This window comes from Streptomyces sp. ID05-39B (genome assembly GCF_033794725.1).
In the GTDB taxonomy this organism is placed as follows: domain Bacteria; phylum Actinomycetota; class Actinomycetes; order Streptomycetales; family Streptomycetaceae; genus Streptomyces; species Streptomyces bobili.
In genome coordinates this window covers 40,456-66,764 of the sequence record NZ_JARGEF010000013.1, presented here as the reverse complement: position 1 = coordinate 66,764, position 26,309 = coordinate 40,456, and the positions used below count along the sequence as shown (strand labels likewise).

The 26,309-nt window shown below is 69.0% G+C and carries 24 protein-coding genes and 1 pseudogene; 13 read left to right on the top strand and 12 right to left on the bottom strand.

Translation table 11 applies throughout. The annotated features are described in order from the left end of the window. Positions 1-78: 78 nt before the first annotated feature. On the top strand, positions 79-519 hold the full coding sequence (locus tag P1P75_RS05750) for a hypothetical protein (RefSeq protein WP_319252310.1): 441 nt from the start codon (positions 79-81) through the stop codon (positions 517-519). Positions 520-550: 31 nt separating this feature from the next. Here the strand turns inward: P1P75_RS05750 and P1P75_RS05745 are convergent, their stop codons facing one another. Beyond that, positions 551-1,927: a glycoside hydrolase family 43 protein gene (locus P1P75_RS05745; protein ID WP_319252309.1), complete on the bottom strand. Its 1,377-nt coding sequence runs from the start codon at positions 1,925-1,927 to the stop codon at positions 551-553. 641 nt (positions 1,928-2,568) lie between these two features. Here P1P75_RS05745 and P1P75_RS05740 point away from each other — a divergent pair. After that, on the top strand, positions 2,569-3,705 hold the full coding sequence (locus tag P1P75_RS05740) for a tyrosine-type recombinase/integrase (protein ID WP_319252308.1): 1,137 nt from the start codon (positions 2,569-2,571) through the stop codon (positions 3,703-3,705). Between the two features lie 274 nt (positions 3,706-3,979). On the opposite strand, the gene P1P75_RS05735 is transcribed toward P1P75_RS05740, so the two are convergent. Further along, positions 3,980-4,405 (bottom strand): GNAT family N-acetyltransferase, encoded by a 426-nt coding sequence (locus P1P75_RS05735; protein WP_319252307.1) that lies wholly within the window; start codon positions 4,403-4,405, stop codon positions 3,980-3,982. Positions 4,406-4,457: 52 nt separating this feature from the next. Then, positions 4,458-5,039: a TetR/AcrR family transcriptional regulator gene (locus P1P75_RS05730; RefSeq protein ID WP_319252306.1), complete on the bottom strand. Its 582-nt coding sequence runs from the start codon at positions 5,037-5,039 to the stop codon at positions 4,458-4,460. A gap of 103 nt (positions 5,040-5,142) precedes the next feature. Here P1P75_RS05730 and P1P75_RS05725 point away from each other — a divergent pair, with 103 nt between their 5' ends. Continuing rightward, positions 5,143-6,519, top strand: a complete 1,377-nt coding sequence (locus tag P1P75_RS05725) for an MFS transporter (RefSeq protein WP_319252305.1) — start codon at positions 5,143-5,145, stop codon at positions 6,517-6,519. An 88-nt stretch (positions 6,520-6,607) separates the two neighbouring features. On the opposite strand, the gene P1P75_RS05720 is transcribed toward P1P75_RS05725, so the two are convergent. Next, a complete protein-coding gene (locus P1P75_RS05720) occupies positions 6,608-7,144 on the bottom strand; it encodes a DUF4396 domain-containing protein (RefSeq protein ID WP_319252304.1) in 537 nt (178 codons plus the stop codon). 355 nt (positions 7,145-7,499) lie between these two features. Here P1P75_RS05720 and P1P75_RS05715 point away from each other — a divergent pair, with 355 nt between their 5' ends. Beyond that, on the top strand, positions 7,500-8,936 hold the full coding sequence (locus tag P1P75_RS05715; protein ID WP_319252303.1) for an MFS transporter: 1,437 nt from the start codon (positions 7,500-7,502) through the stop codon (positions 8,934-8,936). Between the two features lie 177 nt (positions 8,937-9,113). Here the strand turns inward: P1P75_RS05715 and P1P75_RS05710 are convergent, their stop codons facing one another. After that, positions 9,114-9,695, bottom strand: a complete 582-nt coding sequence (locus tag P1P75_RS05710) for a MarR family transcriptional regulator (protein WP_285511744.1) — start codon at positions 9,693-9,695, stop codon at positions 9,114-9,116. Positions 9,696-9,719: 24 nt separating this feature from the next. Beyond that, positions 9,720-10,568, bottom strand: coding sequence for a hypothetical protein (locus P1P75_RS05705; protein WP_319252302.1), 849 nt, complete (start codon positions 10,566-10,568; stop codon positions 9,720-9,722). Between the two features lie 102 nt (positions 10,569-10,670). Between P1P75_RS05705 and P1P75_RS05700 the strand changes: the two genes are divergently transcribed. The 3 genes from P1P75_RS05700 to P1P75_RS05690 are packed head-to-tail and all read left to right on the top strand — an operon-like array spanning position 10,671 to position 12,527. Next, a complete protein-coding gene (locus tag P1P75_RS05700; protein ID WP_319252301.1) occupies positions 10,671-10,973 on the top strand; it encodes a multiubiquitin domain-containing protein in 303 nt (100 codons plus the stop codon). After that, positions 10,948-12,129, top strand: a complete 1,182-nt coding sequence (locus P1P75_RS05695; protein WP_319252300.1) for a ThiF family adenylyltransferase — start codon at positions 10,948-10,950, stop codon at positions 12,127-12,129. Before P1P75_RS05700 ends, P1P75_RS05695 begins: the two co-directional genes overlap by 26 nt. Further along, positions 12,126-12,527: a DUF6527 family protein gene (locus tag P1P75_RS05690; protein ID WP_319252299.1), complete on the top strand. Its 402-nt coding sequence runs from the start codon at positions 12,126-12,128 to the stop codon at positions 12,525-12,527. The genes P1P75_RS05695 and P1P75_RS05690 overlap by 4 nt, the downstream gene beginning before the upstream one ends. Positions 12,528-12,572: 45 nt before the next feature. Here P1P75_RS05690 and P1P75_RS05685 read toward each other — a convergent pair whose 3' ends face one another. From P1P75_RS05685 to P1P75_RS05675, 3 genes are all read right to left on the bottom strand, one after another. Beyond that, positions 12,573-12,854 (bottom strand): metal-sensitive transcriptional regulator, encoded by a 282-nt coding sequence (locus P1P75_RS05685; RefSeq protein ID WP_285511749.1) that lies wholly within the window; start codon positions 12,852-12,854, stop codon positions 12,573-12,575. Between the two features lie 30 nt (positions 12,855-12,884). Then, positions 12,885-15,149 (bottom strand): heavy metal translocating P-type ATPase, encoded by a 2,265-nt coding sequence (locus tag P1P75_RS05680; protein WP_319252298.1) that lies wholly within the window; start codon positions 15,147-15,149, stop codon positions 12,885-12,887. An 82-nt stretch (positions 15,150-15,231) separates the two neighbouring features. Then, positions 15,232-15,504, bottom strand: a complete 273-nt coding sequence (locus P1P75_RS05675; protein WP_285511751.1) for a heavy-metal-associated domain-containing protein — start codon at positions 15,502-15,504, stop codon at positions 15,232-15,234. A gap of 180 nt (positions 15,505-15,684) precedes the next feature. Here P1P75_RS05675 and P1P75_RS05670 point away from each other — a divergent pair. From P1P75_RS05670 to P1P75_RS05655, 4 genes and pseudogenes are all read left to right on the top strand, one after another. After that, positions 15,685-16,640 (top strand): annotated as a pseudogene (locus tag P1P75_RS05670) (hypothetical protein). Positions 16,641-17,692: 1,052 nt separating this feature from the next. Next, the gene (locus P1P75_RS05665; protein ID WP_285511753.1) at positions 17,693-17,875 is read left to right on the top strand and encodes a hypothetical protein; all 183 of its coding nucleotides are present in this window, start codon (positions 17,693-17,695) and stop codon (positions 17,873-17,875) included. 140 nt (positions 17,876-18,015) lie between these two features. After that, positions 18,016-19,152, top strand: coding sequence for a PLP-dependent cysteine synthase family protein (locus tag P1P75_RS05660; protein ID WP_319252297.1), 1,137 nt, complete (start codon positions 18,016-18,018; stop codon positions 19,150-19,152). Beyond that, on the top strand, positions 19,149-20,450 hold the full coding sequence (locus P1P75_RS05655) for an MFS transporter (protein WP_319252296.1): 1,302 nt from the start codon (positions 19,149-19,151) through the stop codon (positions 20,448-20,450). Before P1P75_RS05660 ends, P1P75_RS05655 begins: the two co-directional genes overlap by 4 nt. An 87-nt stretch (positions 20,451-20,537) precedes the next feature. Here P1P75_RS05655 and P1P75_RS05650 read toward each other — a convergent pair whose 3' ends face one another. Both P1P75_RS05650 and P1P75_RS05645 read right to left on the bottom strand, forming a co-directional pair. Further along, the gene (locus P1P75_RS05650) at positions 20,538-21,188 is read right to left on the bottom strand and encodes a methyltransferase domain-containing protein (RefSeq protein WP_285511756.1); all 651 of its coding nucleotides are present in this window, start codon (positions 21,186-21,188) and stop codon (positions 20,538-20,540) included. Positions 21,189-21,299: 111 nt separating this feature from the next. Beyond that, positions 21,300-21,947 (bottom strand): TetR/AcrR family transcriptional regulator, encoded by a 648-nt coding sequence (locus P1P75_RS05645; protein ID WP_285511757.1) that lies wholly within the window; start codon positions 21,945-21,947, stop codon positions 21,300-21,302. 189 nt (positions 21,948-22,136) lie between these two features. Here P1P75_RS05645 and P1P75_RS05640 point away from each other — a divergent pair, with 189 nt between their 5' ends. Further along, on the top strand, positions 22,137-23,630 hold the full coding sequence (locus P1P75_RS05640) for a DHA2 family efflux MFS transporter permease subunit (RefSeq protein ID WP_319252295.1): 1,494 nt from the start codon (positions 22,137-22,139) through the stop codon (positions 23,628-23,630). Further along, positions 23,627-25,063, top strand: coding sequence for an MFS transporter (locus P1P75_RS05635; RefSeq protein ID WP_319252294.1), 1,437 nt, complete (start codon positions 23,627-23,629; stop codon positions 25,061-25,063). Before P1P75_RS05640 ends, P1P75_RS05635 begins: the two co-directional genes overlap by 4 nt. A 101-nt stretch (positions 25,064-25,164) precedes the next feature. Here P1P75_RS05635 and P1P75_RS05630 read toward each other — a convergent pair whose 3' ends face one another. Further along, a complete protein-coding gene (locus P1P75_RS05630; protein WP_319252293.1) occupies positions 25,165-26,115 on the bottom strand; it encodes a hypothetical protein in 951 nt (316 codons plus the stop codon). Between the last annotated feature and the right edge of the window lie 194 nt (positions 26,116-26,309).

Here is a 26,309-nt window from a genome sequence, read left to right as displayed (position 1 = left end):
GGGGAAAGCCACCCGCCCAGGCCCCCGAGCGCATCACCTACACCGTCACCGTCGGCTGAGCCGCACCGGACCAGCGCGATGAGACGAGACACCCGAGGCCCCGCCATGCACGACGACGCCCCGCACCCGCCTGACCGCACGGACGACGAACTGGCCCGGCTCGACATCACCGTCCTGCTGCGCTACGGCCTCACCGCCGGGCCCGGCCACCGGCGCACCGCCCTGTTCGGCGACGGCGCCGCGGCCGCGGCCGTCGTCCTCGACCGCCTCGGCACCGAGCCCCGCTCGGTCGCCTTCCTCGCCGACACCGTGCGCGCCGGCGGACTCGCCAACGCCGTGGAACTGCCCGAGCCGCTGCCCCGCCCCGAGGCGGCCGGCCTCGTGCGGGAGTGGCTGCGGGCCGGCACCGAGCTCGTGGGCGGGATCGCCGCCGACGACAACGCGGCGACCTGGCTGCGCGCCGTCGCGACCCTCATCGAACTGAAGCAGCGGGCCCGGGCACGGGGCCGGACCACGTGACGGTCCTGCCGTCCGCGGGTGCCCTACCTGGTCAGTACCCGACCCGGAAGGTCGCGTCCTGGCGTTCCGTGGTCGTGGACACGGGGTCGATGCGCAGGACGTAGTTGGCGTGGCGGATGTACCGGGTGGGGTTGTTGTACGACCGGAACGACGCCCAACTCGCGTCCGCGAGGCCCGCCGTACGGTAGAAGGTCGCGTCGCCTGCGAACGTGGACGTGCCGTCGTTCACGTCCAGCCGGAGCGCGTAGTTGTAGTGCCGCAGATAGCGGGTCGGATGACTGACCGACCGGAACGAGACCCCGGAGCTGTCGGCGAGCCCGGGGACGAGGGCCCACTGGGAGTCCTTGTAGGGCTCGATCGGGTACTCGTCGATACGGCCCGCGTAGTTGGAGTGGCGGACGTAACGGGCCGGGAAGTTGTAGGACTTGAGGCGGTTCCAGGCCGGCGCGCCCCACTTGGCGAGCAGGTTGTCGTACTCGGCCGTCGTGATCGTCGCGATGCCGCAGTGCTTGGAGTTGACCGGCTGGGTGTAGGTCCTCTGGTCCAGCGCCGTCCAGGTGCCGGAGGCCGGGCTGCTCGACTGCCAGGCGTAGAAGACGCCGTTGGGCGTGTAGGTGTCGCCCCAGAGCCACCAGTTGCCGGAGGCGAGGGACCTGACCACCGTCGGGGCCTCGGTGCCGCCGTGCGCCACCCCGGCGCTGTACTCGGTGAAACTGCCCGGAGCGAGGGAGGTGGAGCGGGCGCTCACCAGCGTCTGGTTCTTCTTGTAGAAGAGGTAGTTGTAGCCGTTCACGCCGACCGCCACGTTGCCGTCGATGACGTCGTGGCCGGGGTCGAAGAAGACCTGCGGGGCGGAGGCGGTGACGAAGTCGCTGGTGTAGTTGACCATGATGACGTTGTGGCCGCTGCTGTTGACCGAGGAGTAGATGACCGCGTACTGGCCCCGGCCCGCGTCCCAGAACGCCTCCGGGGCCCAGCTGTGGGTGGTCATGTCGTGGAGCTTGAGGCGCCGGTAGCCGGTGAGGGTGCGCAGGTCGGCGGAGTCCCAGACGTGGATGTACTGGCTGTTGTAGCCCCAGTCGGTGCCCTTGAGGTCGGTGGCGAGCACCACGAAGGTGCCGTCCTGCTTGCGCATGAGGAACGGGTCGCGCAGGCCCAGCGCTCCGGCGGTGGGGGTGACCAGGGGGTTGTTCTGGTTGAGCGGCGTCCAGTTCAGCCCGTCGGGGCTGACGGCCAGGTGCAGGCCGTAGTCGGTGCCGTCGCCGAGGTTGGTCGACTCGGTGAAGTAGACCATCGCGTACGCCGAGTCGGCGGCGTGGGCGGTGCCGGCGCCGAGCGTCAGCGCGAGGGGGACGGCGGCGGTCATGCCCAGGAGACCGCGACGGGACAGGTGGGGGTGTGCGCTCATCTTGTTCTCCAAGGTGGCGTGCGGGAGCCTAGATGGCCGAGATTTCGAACGAAGTTCGGGAAATCGATCAGAAGGTAGGGGTCGATCATGGGCGCGTCAATCGTTCTGTCAGTCTTTTGCGATTCCTGTGGGTGCCGGGGCGGCGCGGGACCACGCGCAGTTCTCGTGACGGGCGGTCCGCACCGGATGCGGCGAAACCGGTCCTGCCGGCCGGAGCGGACGGCGGATCCCGTTCGACCTGACGGCCGGGTGGTCCAACCCTGCTGTGGCGATCGTCACGAGAGTCTTCGGGGGTGGTTGCGTACGCTGATGACGGGCCGTTCGTGAGGGATGCCTCCGGCGACGTGAGGGCGACTCCGGGCGTCCCTCCCGAAGCCTGGCCGTGTGGGAGTGGAAACAGCCCTTGACCTGCAAAAGCGTAGGCAGGGAGCCTAGATTCAGGAGTACCTCGATGCTTCGTACCATGTTCAAGTCCAAGATCTAGCATTTGAACGTCTGCGCAGGTCAGGGGCATAATGGAGGCCCCCTCAGGTCAGCAAAAGGTCAGCATGCGTCGCAGCCCTGTCTCCGCTTGCTGACCTTCCGCCCGCTGCGCAGACGCGGGTGTGCGATCACTGATTTGCGCTCGGAAGGTTCGACACGTGGCCCGACAGCTCGCCCGCGGCATGGGGTCCTTCTTCAAGGACTGCGACTGCGCCAAGCCGACCCGTTGCCCACACCCCTACACAATTCGGTTCAGGGACGCGCTGGGCAAGCAGCGCGAGGAGGCCGGTTATGGCACGCAGGACGACGCGATCGAGCGCCTCACGCAGATCTACGCTGAGAAGAGGAACACTGCGCCATCCGTCGCCCAGGCCCGTCGTGAGCTGGGCCAGCAGACGGTCGAGGAATACGCGAAGCAGTGGCGCCCTCGACAGCGCAAAATGACGGAGTACTCCACGGGCGAGCACGTCGACAGTTCGATCAATGTGCACATCGTTCCTCGGCTCGGTTCGCGAAAACTGAACTCCGTCACGCCGATCGTGGTCGAGCGCTTCCTGGAGGAACTGGAGATCGACGAGGTGGGGCGCGGAAACCAGGTGAACATATTCCGCACCCTCAAGGCCATCTTGCGAGACGCTTATGTCAAGGGGGCCATGGCAGATGACCCTGTGAAAGGCGTCCAGGAGCCCGAGTACGTCCGTGAGAAGGTCGTCATACCCTCCCTCGCCTACGTCAAGAAGGCCCTGACTGTCGCCGACGACGACCTCGCTCTTGAGATTGTCATGATGGTGGGCTGCGGCCTGCGCAACGGCGAGGCCCGGGCCGTGAACGTCAACAACGTCGTGGCGGGTGACGTCTACAGGGTTCACGAGCAGATCCACTCCAACACGCACAGGCCGGCCAAGCTGAAGCACCGCAAGGCGGGTGAGTTCAGGGAAGTTCCGCTGCCTCGCTCAGTGCGGGAGGCGATGGAGCGCTACGAGGAGAAGCACGGAGCCACGAAGGACGGTTATCTGCTGCGCGGCCCAAGCGGCTACTACACGGAGCCGATGGAACGTCGGCGCGTCCAAAAGCTGTTCAAGGAGCTTCCTGCACCGCAGGGTGTGGGGATGTATAGCTTCCGGCACTACTTCGCCTCGAACGCCCTCGGAAGCGGGATACCGATCACCGACGTGGCGGAGTGGATGGGCCACAAGTCGATCGAGGAGACGTACCGCACGTACCGGCATTTGATGCCTGGAAGTATCACAAAGGCGGCGCGCATCCTGGATGCAGGGCTGTGGGAGGCCGCGTGATGCACCCACTACGAACGGCAGGTTCTAGGTCTGCTGGTGGCACAGCAACAATGCATCGCTGACTTGTGTACAGGTCGACTGCTGTTACCACCGGAGCCGTTGGCCTGGGAATGGCCGGATCTTCGCAGCGCCGGGCCCGTCGTCTGCTGTGGGCCTGGCCACTGCTGCCGGGATGCTAGTGCCGATGACCAGCAGGCGGCGGCCATCGCCAAGCTGACGTCGTGGCGGAGGGCTACTCGTTCGGCTCTCCTGTGTGCTGCCCGCGGGGTGAGGTTCAGGCGGTGCCCAGGAAGCGAGCCATGCCGATGGAGTCAGGTGCTGTGTCGGTGAAGCCGAACTTTCGGTAGAGGTGATGGGCGTCGCCGTCCGCGATGAGCGAGATGTACGAGCGCGCCGGGGCGCGGCGCTCCAACTCGTCGGTAAGCGCCTGCATGACAGCCCGCCCGAGCCCCTTGCCCTGGTGCTCGGGCAGCACGCAGATGTCGACGATCTGGAAGAAGCAGCCCCCGTCCCCGATGATCCGCCCCATGCCGACGGGTCGGCCATCGTGCCGCACCACGACGCCGTACCAGGTGTGGGCCAGGCCGATCGCAGCCCCCTCGGGAGACTTGTCGCTCAGCCCGCTGCGGCTACGCAGGCTGCGGTAGTCGGCCACGGTGGGCACTCCGGGTGCGAGGTCGTAGTCGTCGAGAGGGGTCACGCCGGCTCCTGGTTCGACCGGTGGTATTGGGGGCGGGCAAGGGGGCGGCAGCTCACCTCGGCGCGTAGGCCGAGAGCACAGTCTCGGCGAGGAAGCGGGGCGCGTCCGACGCGGCCAGCCGGCCGCCGGCCACGTCGGACGCCGCCCCCTTGATCAGGTGGTGCAGGACGCCGGTCAGCCAGGCGGACGGCAGGTCGTCGCGGAAGACGCCGTCGGCCTGGCCGCGTTCGATCAGGTGCCGGACGCGGCGCTCGTGCCCGGCGTGCAGCTCGCGCACCCGGTCGGGGGTCAGCACCTCCTGCGCCGCGGCCAGGACGGCCGAGGACCGGGCGATCAGCAGCCAGCTCCGGTCGATCAGGTCTCGCAGCGCGTCACGGGCGTCGCCGTCGAGGTCCAGCCCGGCCAGGACGGCCTCGCCCTGCTCCAGGACGCGCGTCAGGGCGCCCTCGACCAGGGCCTCCCGGGACGGGAAGTGCCCGTACAGGGTCACCCGCCCCACCCCCGCCGCCTGCGCGACCTCGCTGACGCTCGCGGCGGGGTCCTTCGTCAGACAGGCGATGGCCGCCTCCAGGATCTTCTCCACGTTCTGCCGGGCGTCGGCCCTGCGCGCCGGCCTGGTCTCCGAGCGAGCCATGCAACCCCTTAACTCGAACAGCCGTGTACGGGTTACAGTACGCCACATAACCCGAACACCTCTGTACGACTTACTGGAGGGGCGGCATGCCATGACCGACTCCATGACTTCCACGACGCAGACCTGCGACCCCGATCCGCGGCGCTGGCGGATTCTTGGCCTGGTTGGTGTCGCGCAGCTGATGCTGATCCTTGACGTCACCGTCGTCGCGATCGCCCTGCCGCACATGGGTGCGGACCTGGGGCTGGCGCGGGAGACCCTCACCTGGGTGGTGAGCGGCTACACGCTCACCTTCGGCGGGCTCCTGCTCCTGGGCGGCCGGGCGGCGGACCTGTTCGGCGCGCGCCGGCTCGTGCTGCTGGGGCTGCTGCTGTTCACGGCCGCGTCGCTCGTCGCCGGGCTCGCCGAGAGCGGCCCGGTGCTGCTGGGCGCGCGGGTGGCGCAGGGTCTGTCCGCGGCGATGCTGTCACCGGCGGCGCTGTCCCTGGTCGTGACCACCTTCGAGGGCGAAGAGCGGAACAGGGCGTTGGGGACCTGGTCGGCGCTGGGCGGCAGCGGGGCCGCACTCGGCGTCCTCCTCGGCGGCGCTCTCACTGCCGGACCAGGCTGGCCCTGGGTCTTCTTCGTCAACGCTCCGGTGGGCCTTGTCCTGATCGTTGCCCTGATGAGCCAGCTGCCCAAGCAGCCCCGTCCTGCCACGACGAGCCGGCTCGATGTTCCAGGTGCCGTACTGGTCACGGCCGCGACCGGCACGCTGACCTATGCCCTTATCCAGGCGGGTGACGACGGATGGGTCACGATTGCCTCCGCCGTACTCTTCGCCGTGGCGGCCGTCCTATACGCCTTGTTCGTCGCGCGTCAGCGCCTGGCCGCGAGTCCACTGATGGACGTACGGCTGCTGATCCGACGCCCGGTCGCCGCCGGCACCCTGCTGATCCTGGTGGCCACGGCCCTGATGATCACGGTGTTCTTCCTCGGCACCTTCTACCTGCAGAACGGCCATGGGTACGGCGCCCTGGTCACAGGTCTGCTGTTCCTGCCCGTTGCCCTGGCCACGATGGTCGGGGCGAACGCCGTCGGCCGATTCATGGGCGCCGTGGGCCCCCGCCTCCTTGGCTTTCTCGGTCTTCTCGTGGCCGGGGCGGGCATGGCCGCGTCGGCGCTCTGGGACAGCATCGCGGCTCTGGTGATCGGTGTGGCTGTGGCAGGTGCCGGCACCGGTGTGGTCTTCGTGGTGGCGTCGGCTACGGCACTCGGGCAGATCGAACCCCACGAAGCAGGACTGGCGTCGGGCATCGTCAGCACCTTCCATGAATTCGGCGCCACACTCGGTGCGGCCGTCGTGTCGAGCGTGGCCGCCACCAGCATCCAAGGGACCGATACCAACGGCTTCTCCCGTGGGTTCGCCACAGGTGCGATCGTCGCGGTTGCAGCGGCGGTACTGGCTCTCGCTGTGACGCCAAACCCTCGTGCTGAATGAGACGTCACTCAACAGCATCGGAAACGAGTGCTGGGGGCGCCCCGAGACCTTGGGCGCCCCCAGCACCTTGGGGCCTGCTGCCTGGCGGTCAGTGGTAGGCGTGGACGACCGCGTGGCCCTTGCCGCGGCCGATCATCCACTTGTTCACCGGGGTGGTGATCAGGAAGGCGACCGCAAAGCCACCAAGCAAGGCGGACCAGAACAGGCCGTCGGAGAGGTGGGCGTCCATCGCGCCGGGGGTGAGGGCGACGATCGCGTTGTCGACCAACTCCATCACGGCGATGGAGACAGTGTCGGCGGCAAGGGCGACCTTGACGGCGGTCTTGATGTCCAGACCGGCCCGGCGGACCGCCAAGAGCGTGAACGAGTATCCGAAGGCGAACGCTAGCGCGATCGCCAGGACCATGGTGGGTACGTTGCCCCACATCAGGGCCGTACCGACCACCATGCCGAGGATCTCGCCGATGGCGCAGCCGCTCAGGCAGTGCAGGGTCGCCTTTGCGGCCATTGCCCAGGAAGTGCCGTCGTGCATGCTGTGGTCGGCGTGGCTGTGATGACTGTGCTGGCCATCGTGGGTGATGTCGTGGTCGTGCGTGCTCTCGGCGTGGTGAGCAGTGTGATCCATGGTTTCCCCCGGTTTCTGTCGGGCGTGGCGGCCTGTCCTCAAGCCCGCGGCGGCTGAACCTATACCCCTGCCCCGTATCTGTCGAGATCATTTTTAGCGTCCGAGCGAGCGTTCTCGCGAGGCATCCCCCTGCGGCCGTTGAGGGGCGAGTCATCGGCGGGTTCGCCGCACAGCGGTGCGGCGTCACGGGCCGTACTCCGCTTCGCACAAGCGCACTTGATCTGACCGCGTCGCTCCTGTGGTGGCGTCCGCCCGATCGCCGGTCGAAGCTTCTCTCTTCCTAGCCACATACCCCGTGGGGGTATGTTACGGTGCCCGACACAGGTACCCCCAGGGGGTATGAGAGGAGTGCGTGATGTCAACTGTCAATCCGCGACGCTGGTGGGCGCTGGTCGTGCTCGCCGCGGCACAGTTCATGGTCATCATGGACACGTCGATCATCGGGGTGGCGCTTCCCGAGATGCAGAAGGACCTCGGCTTCTCGCAGGGCGAGTTGCAGTGGGTCTTCAACGCGTACGTCATCGCCTTCGGTGGGCTGCTGCTGCTCGGCGGGCGACTGTCCGACCTGCTGGGCGCCCGGAAGGTCTTCACCACCGGCTGGGTCGTGTTGATCGCCGGCTCGGTCGTCGCAGCCGCCGCCCAGACGGCGTGGGTCGAGGTCGTCGGCCGGGCGGTACAGGGGGTCGGCGGTGCGCTGATCGCGCCCTCTGCCATGACGCTGCTGATGATGCTCTTCATGCACGACCCGAAGGAACTCGGTAAGGCCATGGCGCTCTACGGCGCCGCCGCGCCCGCCGGCGGCACTGCCGGTGTGTTCCTCGGCGGCGTGTTCACCGAGTGGCTGAGCTGGCCGTGGGTCTTCATCATCTACATCCCGATCGGTGCCGCCACCCTTGCGGCCACCAAGCTGCTGCCCGCGGTCGGCGGCCGACGCGGCTCCGTGGATGTGCTTGGTGCCGCCGCAGTAACCGCGGGCCTCGCACTCGCCGTCTTCGCCATCGTCCGCGCACCGGAGAGCGGCTGGACCTCCACCGGCACCGTGCTACAGCTGGCCGGCGCCGCCGCGCTGCTCGTGCTCTTCTTCGTGATCCAGAAGTCGGTGCGCGAGCCGCTGATGCCGCTCGGCATCTGGCGTGTGCCACGGCTGGGTTCGGCGAACCTCGCGATGACCCTGCTGGGTGCCGCCTGGATCCCGATGTGGTACTTCCTGAACCTGTACCTGCAGCAGGTGCTCGGTTACGGGGCCTTCGCCTCCGGTGCCGCGCTGCTGCCGATTACCGGCCTGCTGATGATCTTCATGACCGCGATCACGGCGAAGCTGCTGGCGAAGCTCGGGGCCAAGCCGCTGATCGGCGGCGGTCTGCTGATCCTCGCGGCCGGGCTGCTGTGGCTGTCCGCCGTGGAGCCGACCGGTACCTTCGCCGTCGATGTCCTGCCCGCCTCACTGGTCGCGGCGCTCGGCATGTCGCTGGCCTACATCCCGGCGATGATGGCCGCGATGTCCGGCGCTCCGCAGGAGCAGGCGGGTCTGGCGTCCGGCATCGTCAACACCACCTACCAGGTGGGGTCGGCCCTGGGCCTCGCGGCCCTGACCGCGGTGGCCACCTCGCAGGGCGCCGGACAGCTGGGCAACCTGCCCGCACTGACCGACGGCTTCAGCGCCGCGTTCGTCTGGGCCGCCGCGATCGCCGCGGTGGGCGGCCTGATCACCCTGCTGGTGATGCGGGGCGAGAAGGCTGCCACCGGATCCGACGCTGACCCGGTCGCCCAGGCTGAGAGGGCCAGCGCATAGCTGCCCAGCCGATCCGCGGACTGCGGCACAACGCCGAGAGATCACGAAGAAGCCAGCCGCTGCACGGTCCCAGACCGGGCAGCGGCTGGCTCTGTCCACAAGCGGCGCAGCCGGTGACGCGGTCCCACGGGGCGCACCAGATCAGCGCAGAACCACTCGAAAGGGCGCCCGGGCCGACTACATGCCCCCTCGCCCGTCTCCGGCCGTGGCCAGACGGTAGGTGAACTCCTTCCCGCCCCGTTCGGGTCCGGCAGAACGCTCCCGGTACAAGGCTCCGGCCTCGACCAGGCGTTTGAGCCGGTTGTTAGCATTGGGCAAGGAGATACCGAGCGCCTCAGCCAGCTCGGCGGCCCGGAAGTCACCCAGCCGACGTGCTTCTTCGTAAGTGCCGGCGAGAATCGATGCGTCACCCAGCAGCTCGTGGGTGTCGCCGTCGACAGCGACCTGCTTACGTCGCTCCAGGCAGACCGTGACCCCCTCGCGGGTCTCCTCGTCCAGACCGACCAGTCGGACGCCGTCTGCGCTGACGTCTCCGGCAGCCAGCAGGAGATAGAACTTGCCGAGGAACTCGTCCACGAAGCTGTTGGTCATCGCTTCCACGCCGCCGAAGTCGATGGTCAGCAGGGCGACGGGAGCAGCGGCCGTAAGTTGCTCTTCCAGGGCTCGGCGAGCATCGGCACCCTTCACCCTGGTGGCGAGAAACGTGCCGTGCTCTTTCACGGGGTAAGTGAGCAGCGTCTCGCGTTTCTGCGGTTTCATTTCATTCATTGAAGCACAGGTCGGTCATGGACGATACGAGACTCTCAGCCAGGACCACGTTCCCCGCACGGGGGCTCGGGTAGAGATGCTGCGGGTGACTGCTGCGCGGCGGAGCCGACCGGCGCGCAGCAGGCCGTCGCCGCTGCGCAGGACGAGGCGTGTGGCGGCGGTGTCGCTCGTGCCGGCCAGCAGGTCGGGGAGGCCGTTGCCGCGTGTGTCGCGGGTGCCGCTGACACCGGGCCGCACAGCGTGCTCCAGGGCTTCGGCGCTGCTCGTGACGTGGGCATGTTCCGGGTTGCGGCGCAGGTGGGTGAGGACTCCGATGCCGGTGTCGCACACGGCTATCTCCAGGCGTCGGTATCCGGTGGTTTTGCCGCTGTAAGCCTGGGCGGCGATGAAGGCACCGCAGGTGCTGGCTCCGTGGCTGATGGCATTGTCGATCAGTTCACCGATGCCCTTGAAGACGCGGCGTCCGTCGCGCGGGCCGAGATGCTGGGTGGCCACCCGTCCGAGTCTTTCACTGATGGCGTCAGCGGTGTCGGGCCGCAGGGCCGCGACTTCGAGCAGGGTGGCCGAGCGGTCGCTACGAATCTCCTCGGGGACCTTCCCTTCGACTTGTGTGCCTGGCGGCAGGGCCTTGAGCAGGTCCATCCGCTGCACGTAAGCGGTGACGTCCTTGGAATCGGGGAGCAACAGGGTCGCTTGCGCGTCCACGGCTGCGTGGGCGTGCGCGGTGGCGGCCGTAGCTGTCAGGTCGAGCGGGCTGGCGAACAGCAGGCGCCGTGCGTCCAGGACGATTCGGCTGTCGTCGGTGCTTTGGATGGCGAGGCTGTCGCGCAACAGCGGGTGACGTCCGGCGAGTTCCAGTAGCACGGCTGAACAGCATGCCAGCCGCGGGGATCTGGCGCGAGGTCACCCGCGTGGACGAGTCCACGCACCCTCAGCCCCTCCCGTGCTACGCTTTCACTGTCGTCAATGAAAACGATGAAGAAGGAGCTGGCCGTGAGCCGTCCCGACACCCCGAGCGAGTCTGGGCACCCCCGCGACTACAAGATCATCGTCAACGGGCAGGAGCGAACCGTGTCCACGGACGCACTCTCCTTCGAGGCGGTCGTCTCTCTCGCCTTCGACCCGGTGCCCACCGGCCCCTACGTCCTCATCACGGTCAGCTTCCGGCATGCCGACCAGAAGCCGGCCGAGGGCACGCTCACCGCAGGCAACAGCGTGAAGATCAAGAACAGGACGGTGTTCAGTGTCACCGCAACTGATAAGTCGTAGCCCGGACCTGCGCCGCCTGCAGGACGAGGGATACGAGATCGAAGTCCGGTCCGGGCTGCTGCTGATGCACCACGTGCCTTACGTGGATGCCCAGCGCCAGGTCCGCTACGGAGTTCTCGTCTCGGAGCTGTCTCTGGCCGGTGACGTGACAGTGGCCCCGAGCACGCACGTCGTCATGTTCAGCGGCGCCGAGCCCTGCAACCACCTTGGGCAGCCGCTCGAAGCCCTCATCAACAGCCGCGGGCGGCAGAACCCGGCGCCCGGGGTGGAAGTCGACTTCACCTTCTCCAGCAAGCCGGCAGCCGGCTACACGGACTACTACGCCAAGATGACGACCTACGCCGCCATCTTGGCCTCCCAGGTCCAGCAACTGGACCCCGAGGCCACCGCGGTGACGTTTCCCGTCCTGGACGACCCTGTCGAGGATCCGGTCTTCCGGTACGCGGACACCGCCTCCAGCAGGGCCGGCATCGCAACCGTCTCACGCCGTCTTCGGGGCCTGCGTGTGGCCATCGTGGGGCTGGGAGGAACCGGAAGCTACATCCTCGACCTCGTCGCGAAGACTCCCGTGGCGGAGATCCATCTCTACGACGGTGACAAGTTCCTGCAGCACAACGCCTTCCGCTCGCCTGGCGCGGTCTCCCGCGAAGAACTTGAGGCGACCCCGAACAAGGCCGAGCATTTCGCTGCGGTCTACAGCCGGATGCACCCCGGCGTCATCGCCCACCCCGTCTACGTGGACGAGACCAACATCGACACGCTGGGCACAGCGGACTCCGTCTTCTTGTCCCTGGACGACAACACCGCTCGACGCCGGATCGTCGAGGGACTTGAGGGGCACCAGGTGGCGTTCATCGACGTGGGGATGGGCGTATACGAGACCGACGGACAACTGTCCGGCCTGTTAAGGGTCACCACCAGCACCTCGACCAGGCGTCAGCACGTGCACGACCACCAGCGCATCCCCGTGGCAGACGGTGCCGGCCCCAACGACTACCAGCGGAACATCCAGATCGCCGATCTCAACGCGCTCAACGCAACGCTGGCCGTCATCAGGTGGAAGAAGCTGTGCGGGTTCTACCTGGACCTCGAGCAGGAGTTCCACAGTGTGTACCAGATCGATGGCAACGTCCTGACCAACGAGGACACTCCGTGAGAGCGGTACGGCTCACCCACGAGTTCGTCCACTACATTCCCGAACAGCTCGAACCCGGCGTCCTCTACGTGTCCCTGCCCTTCACGACGGTGGTCCACCTGTGCTGCTGCGGGTGCGGCAACAAGGTCGTCACGCCGCTCAGCCCGGCAGACTGGAGCCTCACCTTCGACGGTGCATCCATCAGCCTCAGCCCCTCCATCGGAAACTGGAGCTACCCCTGCCAATCCCACTACTGGATCCGCGGTAACACCGCCCAGTGGGCCGAACGGTGGACGCCGAGACAGATCGAAGCTGCACGCACCGGCACCGGCCAGTCCGGCCAAGGACATTCCGAACCAAGGCGCCGGTCCCTCGCCGCTCGCTTCCGGCAGCGCGTGCGGCGGTGGCTACGGCAATAATCCGGGCGCCGGCGGTTGATCCGCCGGCGCCCGGTCCCTCGGTGGTCAGGCCCGTACGAGCCGGGCGATGGCCTGGGACGCCTCGCTGACCTTTGCCTGGGCTTGCTCGCCGCCCTCCACGATCGCCTCTGTGACGCAGCCGTTGAGGTGTTCCTCGAGGAGGGCCAGAGCGCAGGACTGGAGCGCGGCGTTGACGGCGGCGACCTGGGTGAGGACGTTGATGCAGTAGGCGTCCTCCTCGACCATGCGCTGAAGCCCGCGCACCTGGCCCTCGATCCGGCGCAACCGTCGGACGATGTCTTCCTTCTGGCCTGCGTATCCAGCCACGGTGGTCTCCCTCACTCCGTCGGTGGCGGGTCAGCGGTCGGCGGGCTGGAAGCCGCGCAGGCGCAGGCTGTTGCCGACCACGAAGACCGAGGAGAAGGCCATCGCCGCGCCCGCGATCATAGGGTTGAGCAGGCCGGCGGCGGCCAGCGGGAGAGCGGCGACGTTGTAGGCGAAGGCCCAGAACAGGTTGGACCTGATGGTGCCCAGCGTCTTGCGGGACAGCCGGATGGCGTCCGCCGCGACCCGCAGGTCGCCCCGCACCAGCGTGAGGTCACCGGCCTCGATCGCGGCGTCCGTGCCCGTGCCCATCGCCAGCCCCAGGTCGGCCTGGGCCAGGGCGGCGGCGTCGTTGACGCCGTCGCCGACCATGGCGACCGACCGGCCCTCGCTCTGCAGGCGCTTGACGACGTCGACCTTCTCCTGCGGCATGACCTCGGCGATCACGTGCTCGGGAGCGATGCCGACCTCCGCGGCGACGGCTTCGGCGACCGCCTTGTTGTCGCCGGTCAGCAGGATGGGCGTCAGGCCCAGGGCGCGCAGCCGCTTGATCGCCTCCGGGCTGGTCTCCTTGATCGCATCGGCGACCTCAAGGACCGCGCGGGCCTCGCCGTCCCACGCGACCGCGATCGCCGTGCGACCGGCAGCCTCGGCCTCCGCCTTGGCGCGCTCCAACTCCACCGACAGGCTCATCGCCCACTCGGCCAGCAACTTCTCGCGGCCGACGAGGACCGCGTGACCCTCCACGATGCCCTGGACGCCGAGCCCGGCGATGTTCGCGAAGTCCTCCGGGGCGGGCAGCGTGCCGACACGGGCGGCGGCGCCGGAAGCGACGGCCTGGGCGATGGGGTGCTCGGAGGAGTGCTCCAAGGCTCCCGCTAGGCGCAGGACCTGGTCCTCGTCGGTGCCGTCGGCGGTGTGCACGGCGAGCAGGGTCATCTTGCCGGTGGTGACGGTGCCGGTCTTGTCCAGGACGATGGTGTCGACCTTGCGGGTGGTCTCCAGGACCTCGGGGCCCTTGATGAGGATGCCGAGCTGGGCGCCGCGTCCGGTGCCGACCATCAGCGCGGTCGGGGTGGCCAGTCCGAGGGCACAGGGGCAGGCGATGATCAGGACGGCGACGGCGGCGGTGAAGGCGGCGGTCAGGCCCGCGCCGTTGCCGAGCCAGAAACCGAGCGTGCCGAAGGCCAGGGCGATCACGACCGGGACGAAGACGGCGGAGATCTTGTCGGCGAGCCGCTGGGCGGCGGCCTTGCCGTTCTGCGCGTCCTCCACCAGCTTGGCCATCCGGGCGAGCTGGGTGTCGGCGCCAACCCGCGTGGCCTGCACCACCAGGCGCCCGCCGGCGTTCAGCGTGGCACCGGTGACCGCGTCGCCGACGCCGACCTCGACCGGTACGGACTCGCCGGTGAGCATGGAGGCGTCCACAGCGGACGAGCCCTCCACGACCACACCGTCGGTGGCGATCTTCTCGCCGGGCCGCACCAGGAACCGGTCGCCGACCCTCAACTCGCCGACGGGGACAAGTTCCTCCCGGTCGCCGCGCAGGACAGTGACCTCCTTGGCGCCCAGCTCCAGCAATGCCTTGAGCGCCGCCCCCGCCTTCCGCTTGGAGCGGGCCTCGAAGTACCGGCCGGCCAGGATGAACGCCGTCACACCGGCCGCGGCCTCCAGGTAGATGTTCCCGGCGCCGTCAGAGCGGGCGATGGTCAGCTCGAAGGGGTGAGTCATGCCGGGCATGCCGGCAGTGCCGAAGAACAGCGCCCACAGCGACCACAGGAACGCCGCCGAAGTGCCGACGGAGATGAGCGTGTCCATGGTCGCCGCGCCGTGCTTGGCGTTGGTCCAAGCGGCCTTGTGGAAAGGCCAGGCGGCGTACGTCACCACCGGCGCCGCCAGCGTCAGCGAAAGCCACTGCCAGTAATCGAACTGAAGTGCTGGGACCATGGCCATCGCTATCACGGGGACGGCGAGGACCACGGCTGCCGTCAACCGCTGCCGCAGCGGCCGCAGTTCATCGCCCTCGGCCGAGTTGGTGCCGCTGCCGGCCTCTGGTTCGGTGCGCGCGGGCTCGGGCTCTCGGGCCGTGTAGCCGGTGGCCTCCACCGTGGCGATCAGCTCCCCGACGGTGATGTCCTCGCGGAAGGTGACCTTGGCCTTCTCCGTGGCGTAGTTGACGGTGGCCTCGACCCCGTCCATGCGGTTCAGCTTCTTCTCGATCCGGGCAGCGCACGAGGCGCAGGTCATGCCGCCGATGGCGAGTTCGACCTCGGCGGCGCCGGGCGTGGTGGTGGTCATGTCTGCTCCTCGCAGCTCACGGACGCGATCTTGGATAGGGGCGGGGCCGGCCGGGCATGCCGGCCCCGCCGAGGTCGGTGGATCAGGCGGCCACGCGGCCGGCGAAGTCGTATCCGGCCTCGTCGACGGTCTTGGCGATCAGCGCGTCGAGCGACTCGTCAGGCTCGGCGGCGGTCGTCACCGTGACCAGGCCGGTACCGATCTCGACCTCGACCGCGGCGACCTCCTCCAGGGCACCCACCGCCCTGGCGACAACGCCCTGGCAGTGGGCACTGCCGACACCGTCGACCTTGTAAGTGGTCTTGATCTCCGAGCTGGTGTGGCAGCTTCCGTCGGGGGTGCAGCAGTTCGACATGGGATCGTCCTCTTCAGATGGTGGCGGTGATACCCCCCAGGGGTACCGGCGACGGCTCCATGTATACCCCCCACCCGTATCGAGCGCAAGAGTCTATGCCTGCTTGACTTTATACCCCCTGGGGGTATCTTGAGGTGCACGGTCGCACCTATGAGCGGCCAGGGAGATGAGGAGTGGGTCATGAACACCGGACTACGGATCACTGTCTTCGCCGCCGCGCTCGCCGCGACCTTCGGCACCGCCTACGGCGTGGGAGGGTCCGTCGGCGAGCTCTCGCCCGCGCCAAGAAGCGCTGCCCACGACGGCCACGCGGCTGCCGGCCACGAGGAGACGGGCGGTGGGCGCGAAGCGGCGGCGTCGCCAGGAGGGCTGCAGGTCTCACAGGCTGGCTACACGCTCGACCTCAAGACCCGCTCCTGAAGGCCGGCGAGAAATCCGAGTTGCGCTTCGCCGTCGTACACGACGGGACCGGCCACAGCCTCACGGCGTACCAGCGCGAACACGGCAAGGAACTGCATCTGATCCTGGCCTCGCGCGACCTGACCGTTTACCGCCACCTACATCCCACCCGTGCGTCGGACGGCACTTGGTCCACGCCGGTGGAGCTGCCCAAGGCTGGCAGCTACCGCGTCTTCGCCGATTTCAAGCCCGAGGGCGGCGCGGCCGTCACACTCGGTACCGACCTCGCGGCAGCCGGGACGTACAAGCCCGCTGCCCTGCCGGAGCACAACGCGACCGCCGATGTCGACGGCTACGAGGTGAAGCTCAAAGGCGACCTGATTCCCGGCAGGGCCCGCGAGCTGACGCTCACGGTGACGAAGGACGGCAAGCCGGTCCAAGACCTTCAGCCGTACCTGGGCGCCTACGGTCACTTGGTCGCCCTGCGCTCCGGTGACCTCGCCTACCTGCACGTCCACCCCAACGGTGAGCCCGGCGACGGCAAGACCCAGCCCGGCCCCGAGGTCTCCTTCACGGCCACGGCGCCCAGCGCCGGCGCGTACCGCCTCTTCCTGGACTTCCAGCACCAGGGCAAGGTGCGAACGGCAGCCTTCACGGTGCATGCGGGCGGCATGGGCGAGTCCGGCAAGCCTTCGCATGCCCAGTCCGACTCGGCAGAGGCCGGGCACGCGCACTGAGGCGTGCGGTCCTCACCGACCACCGGCTGACGTCGCGCCGCCATCCGCGCCCGGGCGCACACTCGCCGGTGCAAACGAGCCATTCCCCGGCGAGTTAACCCTGAGTTTCAGGAGTGGTGGTGGATCACTGGCGGCAAGCCGCTAGGATCACGGCATGGTTACGGCTTGGTCGCCCCAGCGTATGCTCCGGGCCCGCTCCGATGCGGGTCCGCTGCTGCGCGTGCTGGCCGTGGCAGTACTTCTGTTCGGCGTCCTCCTGACCCATGGCGTGCACGTCGAGACCGTCGCGGGACACCTCTCCACCAGCGCAACGACCTCGCCGGTGCCGCCGGCCGATGACATTCGCCATGTAGCCGCAGAGTCTTCTCCGCTGTTCGCAGGGGTGTCTGGTGATCACCGTGGTGGTCACGAGCCGTCGCATCCCGGGCAGGAGTGTGTGTCAGGGCAGCCGCAGCAGGGTTCTGTCTTGGCCTCGCCGTGCTTTGCAGCGTCGGTTCGCGAATCAACCGGCGCCGAGGACGCCTCGGCCCTTCGCGTGTCTGCCGCTGATCTGCGTGCGGGTGGGATGTCTCCTATGGCTCCAAGAGCCGCCTCCTTGGTTCAGCAGGTCTAGAAGTACAGAGTCCGCCAACCGGCCTGCCGGTCGTCACCGGTTCGGCTGAGAGCGCGCGACGAGCTACGCGCCCTGTGCTCATGATGGGTCGTCACGTTCGTCGATGCCGTCCTGCACCCCCCACCCATGTCTGTGTCTTCCTGCGTACTCGTAGGAGGGGTCGCAGCAGCGCGGAGGACCTGTGCCGACACACTCCCGTACGCCCGGGCGTGCCTTGTGGACCCCAAGCGGCTTGTCGTGGTGGCGCCCACTCGTCTCGGTGATCTTCGGCGTCGTGGTGATGGCACTGATGTTGTGCGCCGTTGTCCATGGAATGCCTGAGGAGACACACCGATCGGTGTCCCTCCCTGCCGCTGCCTCGGTGCTCCCGGCGGACGGAGATCCTCACGGGCCTCACGGCCCTCACGGCCCTCACGGAGGTGAGGACTGTGCGTCGGACATGATCGTCCGCACGACGGCCCAGTCGGCGGAGGAGCTTCCTCTCGTCGCGATGGCCGTCGTCGTCCTCGTCGCCGTGACACTGGTGGTGGGCAGCCCCCTCGCACGGCGTGAAGTCCGCAGACGTCACGGCACCCGAACCGGCCGAATGGCGCTCGTCCATACCTCGCGGTGGCGGATCTAGACCACTCGCTCGCAGCCGACCGACCTCGCCGGCTGCCGCGCGCCCATGGCCTGACCGTGGACCCACGGTCCGCCCTGTCGCCATGGGGCGCGAGATGAATCCGCACCCTGCACTCATCGAGCGAGAGCGACAACACAGACATGCAGTCATTGACCAAGACCGCGGTCGGCCCCGGCCAGTCCGCCCTGTCCGGACTGGTCGGCAACACCCCGCTGCTGCGGGTGTCGGAACCCCTGGCTCCGGCCGGGCGCGGCTTCTGGGCGAAGCTTGAGGGATTCAACCCTGGGGGTATCAAGGACCGGCCGGCGCTGCACATGGTGGAGCGGGCCAGGGCCCGCGGCGACCTCCGGCCCGGTGGACGGATCATCGAGTCCACCAGCGGCACCCTGGGCCTCGGGCTGGCCCTGGCCGGGATGGTCTACGGCCACCCGGTCACCCTGGTCACCGATCCAGGGCTGGAGCTGTCCATGACCCGGCTGCTGACCGCGTACGGCGCCCAGGTCAACGTCGTCTCCGAGCCACACCCCACGGGCGGCTGGCAGCAGGCCCGCCGAGAACGCGTTCAGCGGCTACTGGAGCAGCACCCCGACTCCTGGTGCCCGGACCAGTACAACAACCCGGACAACGTCGCCGCCTACACCCCGCTGGCCCTCGAACTCGCGTCCGAGATCGGCCACATCGACGTGCTGGTGTGCAGCGTCGGCACCGGCGGCCACTCGGCGGGTGTCTCGCGAGTCCTGCGGCAGCTCTACCCGGAGCTGACCGTCGTCGGTGTGGACACCACCGGTTCGACGATCTTCGGACAGCCCGCCCGACCCCGTCTGATGCGCGGACTCGGTTCCAGCATCTACCCCCGCAACGTCGCCTACGAGCAGTTCTCCGAGGTGCACTGGGTCGCCCCGCACGAGGCCGTGTGGACGTGCCGCCAGCTGGCCGCCTCGCACTACGCCACCGGGGGATGGAGCGTGGGCGCGGTCGCGCTGGTGGCCGGCTGGCTGGCCCGGACGATGCCGGCGGACGCACGGATCGTCGCAGTTTTTCCCGACGGCCCGCAGCGTTACCTGGGGACTGTCTACGACGACGACTACTGCGCCGCCCACGGCCTGCTGGACACTCCGCCCGCGCCCGAACCGGAAGTGATCGGCCGCTTGGACGAGAAGGAGGTCACCCGCTGGACCCGGTGCACCAGCGTGGTCGATCCCCTCACCCTGCAAGGCGCACACCACGACGTCACCGAGGTCGTACCGGGTGCCGACTCCGCGGAGGAGGGCCGGTGAAGGGGATGCTCACCCAGGTACGGTCGTACGAGCGCAGTGTCCAGCTGTTGATGGTGAACCAGTTCACCATCAACCTCGGCTTCTACATGCTGATGCCGTATCTGGCCGCCCACCTGTCCGGGACGCTCGGGCTGGCCGGCTGGCTCGTCGGGCTCGTCCTGGGCGTACGGAACTTCAGCCAGCAGGGCATGTTCCTGGTCGGGGGCACGCTCGCCGACCGGATCGGCTACAAGCCGATGATCATCGCCGGGTGCGTGCTGCGCACCCTCGGCTTCGCGACGCTCGGTCTGGTGGACTCGCTGCCCGCGCTGCTCGCCGCCTCGGCAGCCACGGGCCTGGCGGGGGCGTTGTTCAACCCGGCCGTACGGGCGTACCTCGCGGCCGACGCCGGCGAGCGCAGGGTCGAGGCGTTCGCACTGTTCAACGTCTTCTATCAGGCCGGAATCCTGCTGGGCCCCCTGGTCGGCATGGTGCTGACCGGGGTGGACTTCCGCATCACCTGCCTGGTCGCCGCAGGGATCTTCGCCCTGCTGAGCGTCGTACAGATCCGCGCACTGCCCGCCCGGCGAGCCGACGACACCAAGAAACAGGACAGCGACGACGCTCAGGGTGTGCTCGCCCAGTGGCGCGGCATCCTCGCGAACCGGCCCTTTCTGCTCTTCTCCGTCGCCATGATCGGTTCGTACGTCCTGTCCTTCCAGGTCTATCTGGCCCTGCCTCTGGAGGTGCGCCGACTTGGCGGCGACGGGGAGTTCGGCACGGCCGCGGTGGCGGTCCTCTTCGCGGTCTCCGGTCTGAGCACGATCGTCGGGCAGACGCGGGTGACAGCGTGGTGCAAGGCGCGATACGAGCCCGGGCAGGCGCTCGTGCGCGGGCTGGCGGCGATGGGCCTGGCCTTCGTGCCCCTGCTGCTGGCCACCGCCGTGCCCGTGCCGGAGTCCGGGATCCGACTGTGGCTCCTCGCGGCGGTTCCGCCGACGCTCGCCGCACTGCTGCTGGCCATCGGCACGATGATCGCCTACCCGTTCGAGATGGACACCATCGTCCGTCTCTCCGGTGATCGCCTCGTCGCCACCCACTACGGGCTGTACAACACGATCTGCGGTATCGGCATCACTGTCGGGAACCTCGGCACGGGCGCCGCGCTCGACGCCGCCCGCGCGGCCGGGATGCCGGCGCTGCCGTGGGTCACGCTGTTCGCCCTCGGCCTGGCGTGCGCGGTCGCCCTGTACGGCCTGCACCGCTCAGGCCGACTGGCGGCGCCGTCCGCTGCCGAGCCGTTGCCCGCGACCGTCTGACCCACCGGCTCTCCGGCCCAAGGGCGGGGCACCGCCAGGTGTCCCGCCCCCACCGAGCGGCAGCTGAACGAAGCCCGCTGAGCTGGTTCAACAGGCGCGGCGCAGTACGGCCCAGCTGCCCCAGCCGGCTTCGGCCTCGATGGCCTGCCACTGCCCTGGCAGAGCCGCGGCGACTTCATCGGCGGGCAGGTACAGCGGCCCGTCCTCACCGAGCTGGTTGATCCACAGCAGCACACCGTCCGGGGCTAGGACGCGGGCGGTCTCGGCGGGGAAGAGGAGCATGTCGATGGCTGCGATGGCCGCGACCCGGGCATCGGCCACCGGAAGAATGCTGGCGTCGCCACGCACACGCAGCGGTGAGCGCCCCGCGGCCTGGCGCAGCATCTGCTCCGACAGATCCACGCTGATCACCTGCGGAAAGAAACGGCCGAGCAATGGGGTGAATAGGCCGGTGCCGGAACCTACCTCCAGACAGGGGCCGTTGGGGAGCGGCCCGCCACGCTCCAGGGCATCGCGCAGCGGATCGTCACGACCGGTGGCTTGGGAGGTGTCCCACTCGGCTGCCAGTCGGTCGAACAGCTCGGCGATGAAGCGCGCGGTCTCGGCATCCCAATGTCGACGGCCTGCGGCCAGATCACGGGCGAAGGTACGGAAGACCTCGGCCGCCTCGGCGGGCGGAAGTGGTTTGCCGTCAGGGCTGGGCCATACGCGGGGCAGCGCGGTAGTTACAGCGGTCACACCGTCTATCTCACCAAAGTGGTCGCGAGGATGGATCGGCCCTGGGGTGGATACATCTTGCCCACCCCTGGGTGGAGTTCCGGCGCAAGCGCCGACGCCGATGGCGGATCGCTACCGACTGCGTGGGCCGTAGTGATCGAGGAACATGTCGACGCCGCTGGTGACGAGGCGGTCCGTCAGGTCCTCGTCGATGTGCGTGCCGTAGGAGCTGAAGACCATGTGGGGGAAGACCAGAAGCCCGTAGAACTGGATGATCGCCACCTGCAGGTCGGAAATCTCCAGCCGGCCTTGCTCGGCGAGGGCGCGCAGAGCGTTCGCGACGGCGGGGTGGTGGCTCTCCGTGCCGCGGTGTCTCCAGGCTTCGCCCAGCTCGGGGAAGCGGTGTAGTTCGGCGGCGACGAGGTTGCGCAGAGCGGTCACCTCGTGGTTGGTGCGCACGGCGTGGACCCAGGTTCGGGCCGCCTCGACGAGGGCGGCCCGCAGGTCCTCGGCCTCAGTCAGACCCTCAAGCGCGGCCGACGACTCCCCGGCCAGCGGTTCGTCGAGTGCGTCCGTGATGACCGCTGTGAAGAGGGCTTCCTTGCTGCCGAAGTGGTTGTAGACGGTCACCTTCGACACACCTGCCTCGGCGGCGATGGTGTCCATTCCCACCCCGAAGCCGTCGCGCAGGAACAGCTCGCGGGCGGCCCGCACGATGGCCTGCCGCTTCAGCTCCGCGCGGGGTCCGCTCGGAGGCCGCCTGACGCTGTCCACGCTCATGGCACCGACCATAGCACCCACCTGAACTGTACGGTTGAGTACATGTGAACTGAACAGTATGGTTCAGTGGCGTGGTCGAGCGAGACCGTGCAGGAGAGAGGGGACCTCGTGCCTTCCGTGACTCATCCGATAACCGCCGCACGGCCTATCGCGGCCCCGCCGGCCCGGCGGTGGCTCACCCTCGCCGTCGTGAGCGTGAGCCTGCTGGTCGTCGGGCTGGACACCACCGTGCTGAACGTCGCCCTGCCGACTCTCGTCGGTGAACTCGGCGCATCCACACGCCAGTTGCAATGGATTGTCGACAGTTACGCCTTGATGTCGGGCAGCTTGGTGCTGTTCTGCGGCAGTCTCGCGGACCGGCTCGGCCGCAAGTGGGTCTTCATGGCGGGCCTGGCGCTGTTCACGGGTGCCTCGGTGGCTGCCGCGTACGCCGGTTCCGTGACCGCCCTCGTCTTGGCGCGCGGGGTCATGGGCCTGGGTGAGGCGTTGATCATGCCGGCCACGCTCGCGGTCATCGGGAACATCTTCCCGCGCGGTGCCGAACGCACGAGGGCGATCGGCGTCTGGTCGGCGGCCGTCGGCGTCGGGACGGTGATCGGGCCGATGGTCGGCGGCTGGCTGCTCAGCCACTACTGGTGGGGATCGGTGTTCCTGATCAACCTCCCCATAGGTGTCGCGGGGCTCGTCGCCGCCGCCCTGTTCGTGCCCGACTCCCGGGCCCCCGAGACCGGGCGGCCGGACCCGGCCGGAGCCCTGCTCTCCGTCCTGGCCGTGGCGAGCGTGCTGTGGGCGGTCATCGAAGGACCCGACCGCGGTTGGACCAGTGCCGCCGTGCTGGTCGCCTTCGCGGCGGGTGTCCTGCTGCTCGCCGCCTTCGTCGGTTGGCAGCGCCGGGCCGCGTCCCCGATGCTGCCGCTGCGGATCTTCCGGCACCGCGCTCTCGCGGCCGGTGACCTGCTGGTTCTGCTGGGTGCCTTCGCGCTGATCGGCACGCTCTTCGTGGTCGTGCAGTACTTCCAGTTCGTTCTCGGCTACAGCGCCGGGCAGACCGGACTTCGGCTCGGCCCCGCCGCCCTGGCCCTGCTGGTCGCGGGACCGCTGGCGGGCGTCCTCGTGCCCCGTCTCGGCATGCGCGCGGTATCAGCCGCCGGGCTCGCGCTGCTGGGCGCATGCTCGGCGGTGCTCGCCACCACCGAGACCGCGGACGGCTACGGCCGGGCTTTGGTGGCGATGCTGCTGCTGGGCGCGGGCGCCGGGTTCGTCATCACCGCGACCAGCGACGCCATCGTCGGTTCGCTGCCCGAAACGGACCTCGGCGTCGGCTCGGCCACCAACAGCGCCGCCATCCAGCTCGGCGCGGCGACCGGAGTCGCCGTCATGGGCAGCCTGCTCTCCGACCGTTACCGCAGCGGCCTCGACGCCATCCCCGCTCCTGTTCCCGGGAGTCTTCTCGACTCCGCCAAGGAATCCCTGGGTACGGCGCTCGCCCTCGCCGAGCGACTGCCCGGTGAGGCCGGAACCACCTTCGCCAAGGCCGCCCGCCACGCGTTCGTCGACGGCATGGGCCCGGCGATGTTCGCTGGGGCCGGTGTGACCGTGACGGGCGTGGTCCTCGCTCTCCTCCTCGCGCCCACCCGCGGCGCGGATCCGACCGGAACGACGCACCCGAAGGACCCGTCATGACCCACTCAGCGGCCGATGCACCCCACACCGCCGAACACGCCCACCACCCGCCCGCAGACCCGCGCCGCTGGGCAGCACTGGCACTGATCTGTCTCGCCCAGTTCATGCTGATCCTCGACGTCACTGTCGTGAACGTCGCCCTGCCCGACATGGCGGCCGACCTCGACCTCGACCGGGAGACGTTGACCTGGGTGGTCACCGCCTACACCCTCTGCTTCGGCGGGCTGATGCTGCTCGGCGGCCGACTCGCAGACGCACTCGGCGCACGCCGCACCCTGCTCGCCGGACTCGTCCTCTTCACCACCGCGTCACTGGTCACCGGGCTGGCCGAGAACGCCCCGACGCTGCTCGGCGGGCGCATCGGCCAGGGCGTAGGCGCCGCTCTGATGTCCCCCGCCGCGCTCTCCATCGTCACCACCACCTTCCACGGAACCGAACGCAACAAGGCGCTCGGCGTCTGGGCGGCGATCGGCGGCACCGGCTCGGCAGCGGGTGTACTGCTCGGTGGAGCCCTGACCGGTGGACCCGGCTGGCAGTGGGTGTTCTACATCAACGTCCCCGTCGGGCTGCTCCTGCTGATCGCCCTGCCCGCCGTCGTGCCGAGCCGCGCTCCACAGCCCGCGCGCCTCGACGCCCCTGGCGCGCTGCTCGTAACGGCAGGCACCGCCGCTCTCATCTACGGCCTGGTCAAGGCCGGGGACGCCGGCTGGGCGGACGCCTCGACCCTGCTGCCGCTGGCCGGTGGGGTGCTCGCCTACGCGGCCTTCGCGGCGGTCGAACGAGCCAGCCGGGCCCCGCTGATGGACTTGCGGATGTTCACCCGGCGGCCGGTGCTCGCCGGGGCCTTCCTGATGCTGATCGCCACGGCATTGCTGATCGCGTTCTTTTTTCTGGGGTCCGTGTATCTGCAGCATGTCCGGGGGTTCAGCCCGCTGCGGACCGGACTGGTGTTCCTGCCCGTCGCCGTTGCCACCGGTGCCGGTGCCCATCTCGGATCCCGGCTCGTCGGCCGGATCGGCAGCCGGCCGACGGCTGTCGCCGGCATGATCGTCGCGGCCGCCGGAACCATCCCGCTGACCCAGCTCTCGGAGAACGGCAGCGTGTACGGACGTCTCCTGCCGGGCTTCGTGATCGCCTCCCTCGGCATCGGCGCCGTGTTCGTCACCGCTACGACGACCGCGCTGGCCATGGTGGAGCACCAGGAGGCAGGACTCGCCTCCGGGGTCGTCAACACCTTCCACGAGGTGGGCGGCTCGATAGGCGTCGCCGTCGTCTCGACCGTCGCCGCGTCCGGCTTCGAGCGAGGTTCTGCGAGTGGCTTCGCCGATGCGTTCACGGTGTGTGCGGTGGCGGCGGCGGCCACCGCGCTGGTGGCCTTGGCGCTCGTGCCGCGTGGCAAACCGCAGTCGAGCGGGGGCCCGCACGTGCACTGACCGAGGATGACCGCCGAACCCAGGAGCAACGAGCCCGAACGCACAGCTGGGTGCCGGGAGCCGCAGCAACTCCAGCGCGCCGCGGCTCCCGGTGCCGCGACTCAGTGGGTGTGCCCGTCCTCTGCGTGGCCGGCTTCTTCCTTGCCCGCACCCGTCTCGGTGCTTTCGGCGCTCGGCGAGGCATCAGGTGCCTTCGTTCCGGCGTCCTCGGAGTGGCCCTCGTGCGTCTCCGCTTCGCCGGTGCTCTCCCCGGTGTTGTCCTCGTGAGTCTCAGCCTCGCCGGTGCTCTCCTCGCCGTGGCTGTGGCCGCCTCCGCCGGACTCCGCAGCCATGTCGGCGGCGATACCGCGCAGCCCGACGAACGCGACCGCCGCGGTGACCAGCACCAGCAGCCCGGTCGGACCGATGATGCTGCGCCAGCGCGCGGCGTCGTAACGCAGCACATAGGCCACGAAGGACAGAGCCAGACCGAACGGAATCAGCATCGCCGCTCGCTCGGGGAAGTCCTCGAAGTGCTGGAGTCCGCCGCTCAGCATGCCGATGCCGAACGACAACGCCAGCGAGGCCAGCACGATCGCGACCACCTTGGAGGCACTGGGCCGCTGCCGCTTGAGGATGAACTCGTTCAGCACGGTCGCACAGAGGAAGACGCCCGCTCCGACCAGCGCGATCACCGTGTACCGGTCCGGGTCCAGCGGATGGTGCACTACCGCGCCGCTGATCAGGCCCGCACCGACGAACGTCGTGGCGTATCCCAGGTAGTCGCCGATCACCGGCGTCCGCTTCTGCGCCCGTCGGCGGGCCCGGCGCCCACCGGTCCGGGGAGGAGCGTCCGGATCAGGAGTCTGGCGGGGAGCTTGCCCCAATTCCGGAACCCCGGCGGCCGGGTCCTGGGCCGGCCGGACATCCGGGTCGGCGTGGAGAGGCGGCTGCTGCTGACGTGGCGGGCGGGGCGGCTGTGCGGGATGACGCTGGTACTGCTGCGGGAACGGGGCGTGTGCCTGCGGCTGGGTGGGCACACCGGCACGGGGGGCGAGGTAGGGCTGAGTCACGAATATGACCTTTCGCGGGTGGGCCGGCACGCGGGAAAGGCGTGTCCGGTCCGCCGGGGCGTACGTGGCAGGGATGCGTCGGATCGGCGACAGCGGTGCAGGCGTTTTCCGCCCCGGTCGGGCCGCGATGGTCCCGCACTCTGGGGCTGCCAAATCTCGTCGTACGAGGTCGCACGGCGAGGACTACTGCCTGC

Excerpts from the sequence above, each read along its gene's own strand:
- P1P75_RS05750 (WP_319252310.1), top strand. The coding sequence starts at position 79 with ATGAGACGAGACACCCGAGGCCCCGCCATGCACGACGACGCCCCGCAC.
- P1P75_RS05745 (WP_319252309.1), bottom strand. The coding sequence starts at position 1,927 with ATGAGCGCACACCCCCACCTGTCCCGTCGCGGTCTCCTGGGCATGACC.
- P1P75_RS05730 (WP_319252306.1), bottom strand. The coding sequence starts at position 5,039 with ATGGCTCGCTCGGAGACCAGGCCGGCGCGCAGGGCCGACGCCCGGCAG.
- P1P75_RS05725 (WP_319252305.1), top strand. The coding sequence starts at position 5,143 with ATGACTTCCACGACGCAGACCTGCGACCCCGATCCGCGGCGCTGGCGG.
- P1P75_RS05720 (WP_319252304.1), bottom strand. The coding sequence starts at position 7,144 with ATGGATCACACTGCTCACCACGCCGAGAGCACGCACGACCACGACATC.
- P1P75_RS05715 (WP_319252303.1), top strand. The coding sequence starts at position 7,500 with ATGTCAACTGTCAATCCGCGACGCTGGTGGGCGCTGGTCGTGCTCGCC.
- P1P75_RS05710 (WP_285511744.1), bottom strand. The coding sequence starts at position 9,695 with ATGAAACCGCAGAAACGCGAGACGCTGCTCACTTACCCCGTGAAAGAG.
- P1P75_RS05700 (WP_319252301.1), top strand. The coding sequence starts at position 10,671 with ATGAAAACGATGAAGAAGGAGCTGGCCGTGAGCCGTCCCGACACCCCG.
- P1P75_RS05680 (WP_319252298.1), bottom strand. The coding sequence starts at position 15,149 with ATGACCACCACCACGCCCGGCGCCGCCGAGGTCGAACTCGCCATCGGC.
- P1P75_RS05675 (WP_285511751.1), bottom strand. The coding sequence starts at position 15,504 with ATGTCGAACTGCTGCACCCCCGACGGAAGCTGCCACACCAGCTCGGAG.
- P1P75_RS05665 (WP_285511753.1), top strand. The coding sequence starts at position 17,693 with ATGATCGTCCGCACGACGGCCCAGTCGGCGGAGGAGCTTCCTCTCGTC.
- P1P75_RS05660 (WP_319252297.1), top strand. The coding sequence starts at position 18,016 with ATGCAGTCATTGACCAAGACCGCGGTCGGCCCCGGCCAGTCCGCCCTG.
- P1P75_RS05645 (WP_285511757.1), bottom strand. The coding sequence starts at position 21,947 with ATGAGCGTGGACAGCGTCAGGCGGCCTCCGAGCGGACCCCGCGCGGAG.
- P1P75_RS05635 (WP_319252294.1), top strand. The coding sequence starts at position 23,627 with ATGACCCACTCAGCGGCCGATGCACCCCACACCGCCGAACACGCCCAC.